Source organism: Nocardia implantans (assembly GCF_035544775.1).
Classification (GTDB): domain Bacteria; phylum Actinomycetota; class Actinomycetes; order Mycobacteriales; family Mycobacteriaceae; genus Nocardia; species Nocardia implantans.
In genome coordinates this window covers 141980-152987 of sequence record NZ_JAYKYQ010000004.1, presented here as the reverse complement: position 1 = coordinate 152987, position 11008 = coordinate 141980, and the positions used below count along the sequence as shown (strand labels likewise).

Here is an 11008-nt window from a genome sequence, read left to right as displayed (position 1 = left end):
GACGGACAGTGAGCGCACGACGCGATGAGGTGCACGAGCACGATCTCGGCCTCGCACACGACATGAAAGTGCTGATGTCCCGGCGGCGCGCCCTGTTCTTCCTCGGGGCGAGCGCGGGCGCGGCGGCGGTCGCGGCCGGTTGCGCGTCGGCATCGAACGACACCGCGGCCACGGCGACCGCCACGGCCGCCGCGGAATCCGGCGGCATCACCGCCGCCCCGCAGGAGACCGAGGGGCCGTATCCGGCCGACGGGACGAACGGACCCAACATCCTCGTCGAGTCCGGCGTGGTGCGCAGCGACATCACCAGCTCGTTCGGCTCCTATTCCGGTGTCGCGCAGGGCGTCCCGATGACGCTCGAACTGACGCTGCGCGACTTGGCGAAAAACGGCGCCGCCGGAGCGGGCATGGCGGTGTACGTGTGGCACTGCGACCGCGACGGCAACTACTCGCTCTACAGCGGCGGTGTCACCGAGCAGAACTATCTCCGTGGCGTCCAGGTGGCCGGCGACGACGGCAAAGTGACCTTCACCTCGATCTTCCCGGCCTGCTATTCGGGCCGGTGGCCGCACATCCACTTCGAGGTCTACGACTCGCTCGAGACCGCGGTCGCGGGCCGGAATGCCCGCCTGACCTCGCAGATCGCTTTGCCGCAGGACACCTGCGATGCGGTGTTCGCTGACGATCCCGGCTACGCGCGCAGTGTCACCAACCTCTCGCAGGTCACGCTCGCCTCCGACGGCATCTTCGGTGACGGCTGGGACGCGGAACTGGCCACCGTGACCGGCACGCCGTCCTCCGGCCTGCGCGTCGCGCTCACCGTCGGCGTCGCCGAGAAGTCACAGAACACGCAGCCGGGAAACGGTTCCGGGCCGCAGCCGGGCGGGCGCCCGCCCGGCAGCGGCGCACCCGGCGGCCGACCGCAGCGGTAACCGGCGGCGCCCGCCGGGACCTACGGACCTACAGACAGACAGACGGATCGGCTTGCCCGCGGTGCTGCCGGTCCCATGGCCGCCGTGACGACGGTGCCGATGCGGTCCCCCACGCGCGCGTGCCGCACAATAAGGGCCGCGCGCGGCGTGTCCCTGCGGTCTCCCGCCGGTAGGACACCTGCCGCGGCGACACAAGGTGTTGTGCTGAGCGGACATGTCGGCCACAAGGAGTAGTGTTCCGAAGGTAGATATTCCGTGACGGCAGCGTGCTCGGGAAAGGCGTGGAGGCAGGATGAAGCTTATCGATCGGGTGTCGGCCATCAACTGGAATCGGGTGCCCGACGAAAAGGACGCCGAGGTCTGGGACCGGCTCACCGGCAACTTCTGGCTGCCGGAGAAGGTCCCGGTCTCCAACGACATTCCGTCGTGGAACACCTTGACCGCCGACGAGAAGCAGTTGACCATGCGGGTGTTCACCGGCCTGACCCTGCTGGACACCATCCAGGGCACGGTCGGCGCGGTCAGCCTGATCCCCGACGCGCTCACCCCGCACGAAGAGGCGGTGCTCACCAATATCGCCTTCATGGAGTCGGTGCACGCCAAGAGCTACAGCTCGATCTTCTCCACGCTGTGCTCCACCCGCGAGATCGACGAGGCGTTCCGCTGGTCGGAGGAGAACCGCAACCTCCAGCGGAAGGCCGAGATCGTGCTGGAGTACTACAAGGGCGACGATCCGCTCAAGCGCAAGGTCGCCTCGACGCTGCTGGAGAGCTTCCTGTTCTACTCCGGCTTCTACCTGCCCATGCACTGGTCGTCGCGGGCCAAGCTCACCAACACCGCCGACATGATCCGGCTGATCATCCGCGACGAAGCGGTCCACGGTTACTACATCGGCTACAAGTACCAGAAGGGCCTGGAACTGGTCACCCAGGCCGAGCGCGACGAACTCAAGAACTACACCTTCGAGCTGCTGTTCGAGCTCTACGACAACGAGGTCGACTACACCCAGGACCTCTACGACGAGGTCGGCCTCACCGAGGACGTCAAGAAGTTCCTGCGCTACAACGCCAACAAGGCGCTGATGAACCTCGGCTACGAGGGCCTGTTCCCGAAGGACGAGACCGAGGTGAACCCGGCCATCCTCTCGGCGCTGTCCCCCAACGCCGACGAGAACCACGACTTCTTCTCCGGTTCCGGCTCGAGCTACGTCATCGGCAAGGCCGTCAACACCGAGGACGAAGACTGGGAATTCTGAGCAGGTGAAACGCATCGGGGCCCGGCGGTAATGCCGGGCCCCTGCGCGTTCTCCGGCCGCAGGCCCGCCATCTCACCGGTACGGCTGCCATCGATGAATCCACGCTCCAGCGCGCACTCCACGCGGGCGAAATCGACCGCGATCGTCGCGCACACCGCACCTCAGATGCCGAGCACCAGTTTGGCCGTCGTGAAGTAGATGATCAGGCCGGTGGCGTCGACCAGGGTGGTGACCATCGGAGCGGAGACCACCGCGGGGTCGATGCGCAGCTTCTTGGCCAGCAGGGGCATGGTGCCGCCGATGGTGGCGGCCCAGCCGCAGATCAGCACCAGCGTGATGCCGACGACCAACGCGATGCGCGGACCGACGAACAGGGCGCCGATCGCCAGGCCGACCGACGCCAGCAACGACCCGAGCACAAGACCGACCCGGCATTCCCGCCAGATCACCCGGAACAGGTCCGACGCCCGCACCTCGCCGACCGCCACCGCGCGCACGCAGGCGGTGGCGGCCTGTGCGCCCGCGTTGCCGCCCGCGCCGATCAGCAGCGGGATGAACAGCGCCAGATGCGCCGCCTGCTGCAAGGTGCCCTCGAAGAAGTCGGTCACGCTCACCGTGAGGGTCGCCGCGAACAGCAACAGCAGCAGCCACAGCGCGCGGTAGCGGGCCAGCTGGAACACGCCGGCGGCCATGTAGTGGCCTTCCCACGGCGCTGACCCGGCCTGCAGCGCGACGTCCTCGCTGTCGGCGGCCTCGATCACCTCCACCGCGTCGTCGATGGTCAGCAGCCCGACCAACCGGTCCTCGCTGTCCACCACCGGCAGGTTGATGTCGTTGGTCTCGCGCATCAGACGGGCCGCCTTCTCCGCGGCATCGGTGGCGCGCGCGAACGCCGGCTCGGTGACCACCAGCTCCGACACCATCGTCTCCGGCTTGCTGAGCACCAGTTCGCGCAGCTCGACGATGCCGGTCAGCCGCCTGCCCGCGTCGACGACAGGCAATGTGTAGACCGTCTCGGCGTTGCCGCCCTTGGCCCGCACCATGCCGAGCGCCTCGGCCACCGTGAGGTCGCGCGGCAGCGCCACCACCTCCGGCGTCATGTACTGCCCCGCCGAGCCCTCCGGGTAGCCGAGCAGGCTCGCGGTCATCCGCCGCTCGCGCGGGCTGAGCCCGGCCAGCGCCTTCTTGGCGACCTTGGCGGGCGCCTCGCGCAGCATGCGCGCGCGATCGTCGGGCGCCATGCCCTCGACCAGGTCGCGGAAACTCTGATCGCGCAGCCCTTGCAGGATCTGCTGCTGGTCCACCGGCTCGAGTTCCTCGAAGACGGCCAGCGCCAGATCTTTGTCGAGCAGGCGGAACGCCATCCCGGCCCGCACGGCGTCCATCCGGGCGAGCTGGTCGGCGATGACATGCGGCGGGTGGTTGCCGAGCCAGTCCAGCGCGGCGTCCACGCGGCGGGTTTCGACGATGTCCTGCAGGGATTCGGACAGCGTCGGACGTACTTCGATGATGTCGGTCTGCGACATGAGAGGACCTCAGCACATGCGTGAGTGAACGGAGAACGCGAAATTCACACCGCGGGCGCCGGCCCCTGCCGTCGCGACCTGACTAGGAATGCGAAGGGGCGGCGCCGCGCGGCCTTCGACTGGGAGGTTCGCTGCGCATCGCTACCCCACCTCCCTCTCGTCGTCGCCGCGGATCTCGGTATCCGCACCGTTCGGGTCAACATCACTGGAACGCGAAAACGTCCTCGTGCAGCTTACATCGCTTCGGAGACGATGATCACCATACGACGGTCCGCTGTGACCGACGCCGCTCCGCACCGGTGTCGGCGCGTCGCGAGCCACACCACGAAGCCCCGGCCCCGTTCATAGGCCATCGGCCGCGGTAAGACAGGGTTATACGCAGTCGGCGTCGAACTGTTGCTCCCATGCTTGGGAGCCGGGACAGTGTTTGCCAGGCAAGTGCCCCGAACCATCGGGCGCCCCCCACACCAGTTCAGCTCACGGAAGTTTCGAAGTGTCGACAGCCACCGCCTTGATCCGCCGTCGCGCGGTCGACTTCATGCGCGTTTCGCACGGAATCTGTTGCCGCTGAAGCATCGCGGCCCGCATCTGCGACCGGATCCCGCACGGTCGTCCACCGCCGCATCGCTCCCGCTGTGGTGTCTCCGGACGCCGGGCGTCACATCGCACGGCGTCTTCTCGTCTTCGAAAGAACAACAATGCCTTTCCCCCCATCGTCCCGGCGCGTCGCCCGCGCTCTCTCCGCCGCCGTAGCGGTGCTCACCGGCCTGTCCGTGCTCACCGGCTGCGGCGAGTCCGCACCCGCCAAGACCGCCGACGGCAAGACCGTGCTGCGCTATCAGGGCGCCACCGGGCAGGTGAGCCCCGTCGAATTGGCCGACGACCTCGGCTATTTCACGAAGATCAGCTTGCACTGGGAAGGCGACACCACCAGTGGCCCGGCCAATATCCAGGCGGCGGCGACCAACCAGGTCGAATTCGGCAGCGCGTTCAACGGCGCGGTGGTCAAGCTGATCGCGGGAGGCGCGAAGGTTACCTCGGTGCTCAGTTCCTATGGCGCGGACGAGCAATCGTTCACCGGCTACTACGTGCGCGACGATTCCGGCATCACCTCGGCGCGTGATCTGATCGGCAAGAAGGTCGCGCTGAACACCCTCGGCGCGCACCACGAATTCATCACCAGGGAGTGGCTGCATCAGCAGGGCCTCACCGGGGACGAGATCAAGCAGGTGCAGCTGATCGTCGTGCCTCCGGCCAACACCGAGGAGGCGCTGCGCAAGGGACAGGTCGACGTCGCGGCCTTGGGCAGTGTCTTCCGCGACAACGCCCTGCAGCGCGGCGGCATCCACCCCCTCTACACCGACAAGGCCATCTTCGGCACGTTCGACTACGGCACCTACGTCTTCCGCAACGACTACATCGCCAAGAATCCCGAAGCGGTGGAGGACTTCGTGCAGGGCACCGCGCGCGCGATCCGCTGGCTCCAGGTCACACCGCGTGATCAGGTGCGCGAGCGGTTCGTCCAGATCATCGGCAAGCGCGGCCGCAACGAGAACACCAGCTTGGTGCCGTACTGGCACAGCTCAGGCATCCCGGCGCCGGGCGGGGTGGTCGCGGAGAAAGAACTGCAGATCTGGATCGACTGGCTGGTGCGCAACGGCGAACTGCCCAACGGCAAGTTGAAGGCCGCGGATCTGTTCACCAACAAGTTCAACCCCTACGCCAACGGCAAGTACAAGCCGGAGGCGGGACCGACCGGAGAGGTGGTGGCCGCGAAATGACCACAGCGACGAAACTATCGCTCACCGCGGTGGGCAAACAGTTCGCGGTGCGCGGGTCGCAGGAGCGGTTCACCGCGCTGCGGGACATCTCGCTGGAGCTGCGCGAGGGCGAGTTCCTGGTGCTGGTGGGCCCGAGCGGTTCGGGCAAGTCCACGCTACTGGACCTGCTCGGCGGCCTGAGCAAACCGACCTCCGGTGAGATCCTGCTGGACGGCAAGCCGATCACCGGCCCGGGCCTGGATCGCGGCATCGTCTTCCAGCAGTACGCGCTGCTGCCGTGGCGAACGGCCCGCGCCAACATCGAATTCGGGCTGGAAGCCAAGGGGTTGCGCCGCAAGGCGCGCCGCGAACTCGCCGAGCACTACTTGGAGCTGGTCGGGCTGTCCGGCTTCGGCGATCGCTACCCGCACGAACTGTCCGGCGGCATGAAACAGCGCGTCGCGATCGCGCGCAGTCTGGCGTTCGATCCGGAGGTACTGCTGATGGACGAGCCGTTCGCCGCGCTCGACGCGCAGACGCGGGAGTCTTTGCAGGACGAGCTGTTACGCATCTGGCGGGCCACCGGCAAGACCGTCCTTTTCATCACCCACGGCATCGACGAGGCGGTGTACCTCGGTCAGCGAGTGGCCGTGCTGACCTCGCGGCCCGGCCGGATCAAGGCCATCGTCGACGTCGAGATCGACCGCGGCACCGACGAGGACATCCGCTCCTCCCAGCGCTTCCGTGACTACCGCCACGAGATCTGGACGCTGCTGCACAGCGAGGTCCAGCGGGCCGCGAGCCTGGAACTGGAGTCCTTGTCCGCCCACACGGCCGAGATCGAATCCACCACCGAGAGGACGGCCGATGTCTAGTGCCATTCAGCTGAGCGAGCGGCCGGTACGGGGAAGTGCCGCCGCGCCGGCCCGGCCCGGCCCGGTGCGCACGGCCGAGGCAGCGCCCACCGCCACGACGCAGGCCCTCCGGGCGGTGCGCCGATTGGCCTGGCGGGTGTTCAAGCCGACCGTCGTCATCGCCCTGTTCCTACTGCTGTGGCAGCTGGCCCCGACGCTGGGACTGGTGGACGAGGTGTTCCTGCCGCCGTTCTCCGTGGTCGCCCAGGCGTTCGCCGACCTGGTGGCCAGCGGGGAGATGTGGACTCACCTCTCGGCGAGCCTGAGCCGTTCGCTGGCCGGGTACTCGCTCGCGTTGGTCGCCGGTATTCCGGTTGGCATCGCGATCGCCTGGTACAAGCCGGTCGCGGACTTCCTGAACCCGATCCTCGAACTGTTCCGCAACACCGCGGCGCTGGCGTTGCTGCCGGTGTTCCTGCTGATCCTCGGCATCGGCGAGACCTCGAAGGTCGCCATCGTCGTCTACGCGAGCTTCTTCCCGATCCTGCTGAACACCATCACCGGCGTGCGCACCGTCGATCCGCTGCTGGTCAAATCGGCGGCCTCCCTGGGTTTCTCGCCGATCCGGCTGTTCCAGAAGGTGATCCTGCCCGCGGCGCTGCCGTCCATCTTCACCGGTCTGCGGATGGCCGCGGCCAGTTCGATCCTCGTGCTGCTGGCCGCCGAGATGTTCGGGGCCAGGGCCGGGCTCGGCTATCTGATCACCGCCGCGCAGCAGAACTTCGCGATCCCGAACATGTACGCGGGCATCCTCGCGATCTCGCTGCTCGGTCTGGCCTTCAACGGCCTGCTGGTCGCCCTCGAACGCCGCCTGTCACGGTGGCGCGCCCCGGCCGGCTCCTGAGCCGTGGCCGCCCGCGTCGCGCCAGGAAGGCAGCCGTCGTGCAGGCGCTGACCAGACGTCGCGTCGTCGACTTCATGCGCGTCTGCGGCAGTGCTTGTCGCCTTGCCGCAGACCCCGCATCTCCGGTTGACGCCGGCCCGATCCGCTAGTTCGAAAAGAGTTCTCCCGATGACCGCAGTACACGAAACCCCCATCCCGACCGCCACCGACGACGCGGTGCACGTCGCTCCCGTCGCCGGTCACATCGGCGCCGAGATCTCCGGCGTCGATCTGCGCGAGCCGCTGACCGACCAGCAGGTCGCGGCCATCACCGACGCCCTGCACACCTACAAGGTGCTGTTCTTCCGCGATCAGCACATCGATCACGCGCAGCAGATCGCCTTCTCCCGGCGCTTCGGCGCGGTCACGCCGTCGCACCCCTACGACGACGACGCGCCGACGGAGTACCCCGAGATCCTCGCGGTCGACAGCAGGCTGTACGAGAAGCGGTTCGGCGTGCGCAAGCACAGCTACACCAACCACTGGCACACCGATGTCTCCGCGCTGATCAACCCGCCCGCGGCCTCCATCCTGCGCGCCGAGATCGCCCCGGAGCGCGGCGGCGACACCGGCTGGACCAACCTCGTGGCCGCCTACGAGAACCTGCCGGAGTCGCTCGAGCGATTCGTCGAAGGGCTGCGTGCCGAGCACCGCTTCGGCGGCAGCAGGCCCGCATGGGACGCCGAGAGCGACTACGCGAAGAAGGTCGCGGCCACGCCGCTGATCACCGAGCATCCGGTGGTCCGGGTGCACCCGGTGACCGGCGAGCGGGCGCTGTTCGTGAATCCCGGCTTCACCACCCGGATCGTCGGGCTCACCCCGAACCAGAGCGACGCGGTGTTGAAGCTGCTGTTCGACGAGGTCACCAATCCCGCCTACACGGTCCGCTTCCGCTGGCAGAAGGGCAGCCTCGCGTTCTGGGACAACCGGGTCACCGCGCACCTCGCCCCGAGCGATCTGGACCATCTCGATGTCACCCGGGTGCTGTACCGCACCACCCTCGAGGGCGACATCCCGGTCGGCGTCGACGGCCAGCCGTCGAAGTCCGTGGCCGGAGCAAGGTTCACCGGCGCGTAGTCACCGATCACGCGGAATCGGCCGGGCGCACACGCTCCCGGCCGATTCCGCGCTGTCACCGGATGATCGCCGCCGTGGCGATCGCCGAAGCGCTGCCGCTGTTCACGACGAACCCGGACGAGTTCCGAGGATTGGACCACCTATTGACCGTGGTCGCCGTGACACGCCCCGAAGTGCCGACCGACCGCGTCCCCCGCTGAGCGTCGGGCACGAACGCCTCCTGGCCGGTCGGGCATCATTCGCGGTCGGCGGCGGGCGCGGAATTCGGTGCGCCGAGCGCCGAACGGTTGCCAGACCGCGGTGGACTGGTAACAGTGAGGTACGGAAGCCGCGGCGCTCGCCGCGGCGGTTCGGGTACACACGAAGGAGATATTCGTGCGCTTCGGCATCTTCATCCCGCAGGGCTGGCGGCTCGATCTGGTGGGTATCGACCCCGCCGACCAGTGGAGGGTGATGCGAGACCTCGCCCAGCGCGCCGACGCCAACCCGGCGTGGGAGTCGCTGTGGGTGTACGACCACTTCCACACCGTCCCGGTGCCCACCGATGAGGCCACGCACGAAGCGTGGACCCTGATGTCGGCGTTCGCCGCGACCACCTCGCGCGTGCGCCTCGGCCAGATGTGTACCGCGATCAGCTACCGCAACCCGGCCTACCTGGCGAAGGTGGCCGCGACGGTCGACCTGATCTCCGGCGGACGCGTCGAGATGGGCATCGGCGGTGGCTGGTACGAACACGAATGGCGCGCCTACGGCTACGGCTTCCCCTCCGCGGGCGAACGGCTGGGCCGCCTCGACGAAGGCGTGCAGATCCTCCGGCAGGCGTGGACCACGGGTTCGGCCACGCTCGACGGCAGGTACTACCAGGTGGACGGCGCCATCGTGCGCCCGCTCCCCTTGCAGCGGAACGGGATCCCGCTGTGGATCGCGGGCGGCGGCGAGAAGAAGACGCTGCGCATCGCGGCCGAGTACGCCCAGTACACCAACTTCAGCGGCAATCCCGACGAGTTCACCCACAAGTCCGAAGTGCTGCGCGCGCACTGCGCCGACGTCGGCACCGACTTCGACGCGATCGTCCGCAGTTCCAACTTCAACGTCGTCATCGGCGCCACCGAGGCCGAAGTCGAGGACCGCATCGCGGCGCTGAAAGCTCGCCTGACCCCCGTCATCGGCCCCGAGGCGACCGAGTCCTACTTCGAGCAGCTGTACAGCAGCGGCGCCACCACCGGCACCCCCGAACAGATCACCGAGAACCTGCTGCGCGTCCGCGACCTCGGCCTCGGCTACGCCATCTTCAACTTCCCCGAATCCGCCTACGACACCTCCGGCATCGAACTCTTCGAACGCGAAGTGCTCCCGGCCCTGAGTTGATCACCTTGGGCAGGGCGCCTTCGGCTCACCTGCCCGGCGCGGCCGGACTTCAGGCCACTTCGGCGAAAAACCGCCGGATGTCGCCGACGAGCAGTTCGGGCGCCTCGTGCGCGGCGAAGTGGCCTGCGGCATCATTCGGACCGCCGATCACCGAGCCCGCATCGTAGGAGTTCCAGCTGACGATGTTGCTGTGGTCACGCTCGGCGAACCGGCGGATCGACTGGAAATCGCCCTTGAACATGGCGAGTGCGGTGGGGGTCGTGGTCGGGCCGGTCGGGCGGTCGGTGCTGTGCGCCTCCTCGTAGTAGTACCGGACCGAGGAGGCCGCAGTGCCGGTCAGCCAGTAGAGGGCGACGTTGCCGATGATGAAATCGGCGTCCAGACTCGCACCGAAAAGCTGCGCGTTCCAACCCAGCAGGCCGATCGGCGAATCGGAGAGCGCGTAGGCCAGCGTCTGCGGCTGCTGGCTGCACAGGATGTTGAAGGCCATCTTGTTGTCCTGGAACCATTTCAGGTGCTCGAGCGCCGCCAGATCCTCGGCCGATAGGTCGATGAACTCGGCCGGATCGCCGGACGGAAACGAGAACAGCTGGGTCACATGGACACCGACTACCCGGTCCGGCGCGAGGCGGCCGATCTCCGGGGAGACCATCGAGCCGCCGTCGTTGCCGATCGCACCGAAGCGCTGGTAACCGAGCCGATCCATCAGCTCGATCCAGGCCTTGGCGACACGCCGCATGGTCCAGCCGGCGCTGTGCGTCGGGCCGGAGAAGCCCATGCCGGGCAGCGCCGGGATCACCAGGTGGAAGGCGGGATCCTCAGCAGACTCCGGCGCGGTCAGCGACTCGATGACGTCGAGGAACTCGAGCACCGAGCCCGGCCAGCCGTGAGTGAGGACCACCGGCAGCGCGTCCGCGCGAGCTGACCGGATGTGCAGAAAGTAGATGTTCTCCCCCTCTATCTCGGTGGTGAACTGCGGGTAGGCGTTCAGCTTCGCCTCGAGCGCCCGCCAGTCGAAGGTCTCCAGCCAGTACTGCGCCAGGCCGCGCACCCGGTCCTCCTGCACCCCGTAGGAGTCGCCCACGCCGGGCAATTCGCCCGGCCACATGCAGCGGCGCAGACGATCGGCCAGATCGTCGAGCTGGGCCTGCGGGATGTCGACCTGGAAGGGCTCGATGGTGCTCATGGCGATCTCCTCTGGAAACGGAATGCTTCGTTCTGATTCAGAGTATCAGAACGGATCATTCCGTTTCAATTGCTGAAGCCGCACACGCTCGGATCGACATACCCTCG

10 protein-coding genes are annotated in these 11008 nt (G+C 67.7%); 8 read left to right on the top strand and 2 right to left on the bottom strand.

Features of this window, described 5'->3' with window-relative positions:
• Positions 1-62: 62 nt before the first annotated feature.
• Positions 63-932 (top strand): intradiol ring-cleavage dioxygenase, encoded by an 870-nt coding sequence (locus tag U3653_RS11275; protein ID WP_195078910.1) that lies wholly within the window; start codon positions 63-65, stop codon positions 930-932.
• A 292-nt stretch (positions 933-1224) separates the two neighbouring features.
• The gene (gene nrdF / locus U3653_RS11270; protein WP_159838446.1) at positions 1225-2187 is read left to right on the top strand and encodes a class 1b ribonucleoside-diphosphate reductase subunit beta; all 963 of its coding nucleotides are present in this window, start codon (positions 1225-1227) and stop codon (positions 2185-2187) included.
• Positions 2188-2348: 161 nt separating this feature from the next.
• Here the strand turns inward: nrdF and mgtE are convergent, their stop codons facing one another.
• Positions 2349-3713, bottom strand: a complete 1365-nt coding sequence (gene mgtE, locus U3653_RS11265; RefSeq protein WP_195078565.1) for a magnesium transporter — start codon at positions 3711-3713, stop codon at positions 2349-2351.
• A gap of 698 nt (positions 3714-4411) precedes the next feature.
• Between mgtE and U3653_RS11260 the strand changes: the two genes are divergently transcribed.
• From U3653_RS11260 to U3653_RS11235, 6 genes are all read left to right on the top strand, one after another.
• The gene (locus U3653_RS11260; protein ID WP_195078564.1) at positions 4412-5494 is read left to right on the top strand and encodes an ABC transporter substrate-binding protein; all 1083 of its coding nucleotides are present in this window, start codon (positions 4412-4414) and stop codon (positions 5492-5494) included.
• Entirely contained in the window at positions 5491-6348 is an 858-nt protein-coding gene (locus U3653_RS11255; RefSeq protein WP_195078563.1) for an ABC transporter ATP-binding protein, read from the top strand. The genes U3653_RS11260 and U3653_RS11255 overlap by 4 nt, the downstream gene beginning before the upstream one ends.
• Positions 6341-7231 carry an ABC transporter permease gene (locus U3653_RS11250; RefSeq protein ID WP_195078562.1) on the top strand — a complete coding sequence of 297 codons (891 nt, stop codon included), beginning with the start codon at positions 6341-6343 and terminating at the stop codon, positions 7229-7231. The genes U3653_RS11255 and U3653_RS11250 overlap by 8 nt, the downstream gene beginning before the upstream one ends.
• A gap of 168 nt (positions 7232-7399) precedes the next feature.
• Positions 7400-8347, top strand: coding sequence for a TauD/TfdA dioxygenase family protein (locus U3653_RS11245; RefSeq protein WP_195078561.1), 948 nt, complete (start codon positions 7400-7402; stop codon positions 8345-8347).
• A gap of 74 nt (positions 8348-8421) precedes the next feature.
• Entirely contained in the window at positions 8422-8547 is a 126-nt protein-coding gene (locus U3653_RS11240) for a PIN domain-containing protein (RefSeq protein ID WP_323124187.1), read from the top strand.
• A 175-nt stretch (positions 8548-8722) separates the two neighbouring features.
• The gene (locus tag U3653_RS11235; protein WP_195078560.1) at positions 8723-9715 is read left to right on the top strand and encodes an LLM class F420-dependent oxidoreductase; all 993 of its coding nucleotides are present in this window, start codon (positions 8723-8725) and stop codon (positions 9713-9715) included.
• A gap of 49 nt (positions 9716-9764) precedes the next feature.
• Here U3653_RS11235 and U3653_RS11230 read toward each other — a convergent pair whose 3' ends face one another.
• The gene (locus U3653_RS11230) at positions 9765-10901 is read right to left on the bottom strand and encodes an epoxide hydrolase family protein (RefSeq protein ID WP_195078559.1); all 1137 of its coding nucleotides are present in this window, start codon (positions 10899-10901) and stop codon (positions 9765-9767) included.
• Positions 10902-11008 lie beyond the last annotated feature (107 nt).

Bases quoted from the DNA above. Each gene is read 5' to 3' on its own strand.
- U3653_RS11275 (WP_195078910.1), top strand. From the start codon at position 63: ATGAAAGTGCTGATGTCCCGGCGGCGCGCCCTGTTCTTCCTCGGGGCG.
- nrdF (WP_159838446.1), top strand. From the start codon at position 1,225: ATGAAGCTTATCGATCGGGTGTCGGCCATCAACTGGAATCGGGTGCCC.
- mgtE (WP_195078565.1), bottom strand. From the start codon at position 3,713: ATGTCGCAGACCGACATCATCGAAGTACGTCCGACGCTGTCCGAATCC.
- U3653_RS11260 (WP_195078564.1), top strand. From the start codon at position 4,412: ATGCCTTTCCCCCCATCGTCCCGGCGCGTCGCCCGCGCTCTCTCCGCC.
- U3653_RS11255 (WP_195078563.1), top strand. From the start codon at position 5,491: ATGACCACAGCGACGAAACTATCGCTCACCGCGGTGGGCAAACAGTTC.
- U3653_RS11250 (WP_195078562.1), top strand. From the start codon at position 6,341: ATGTCTAGTGCCATTCAGCTGAGCGAGCGGCCGGTACGGGGAAGTGCC.
- U3653_RS11245 (WP_195078561.1), top strand. From the start codon at position 7,400: ATGACCGCAGTACACGAAACCCCCATCCCGACCGCCACCGACGACGCG.
- U3653_RS11230 (WP_195078559.1), bottom strand. From the start codon at position 10,901: ATGAGCACCATCGAGCCCTTCCAGGTCGACATCCCGCAGGCCCAGCTC.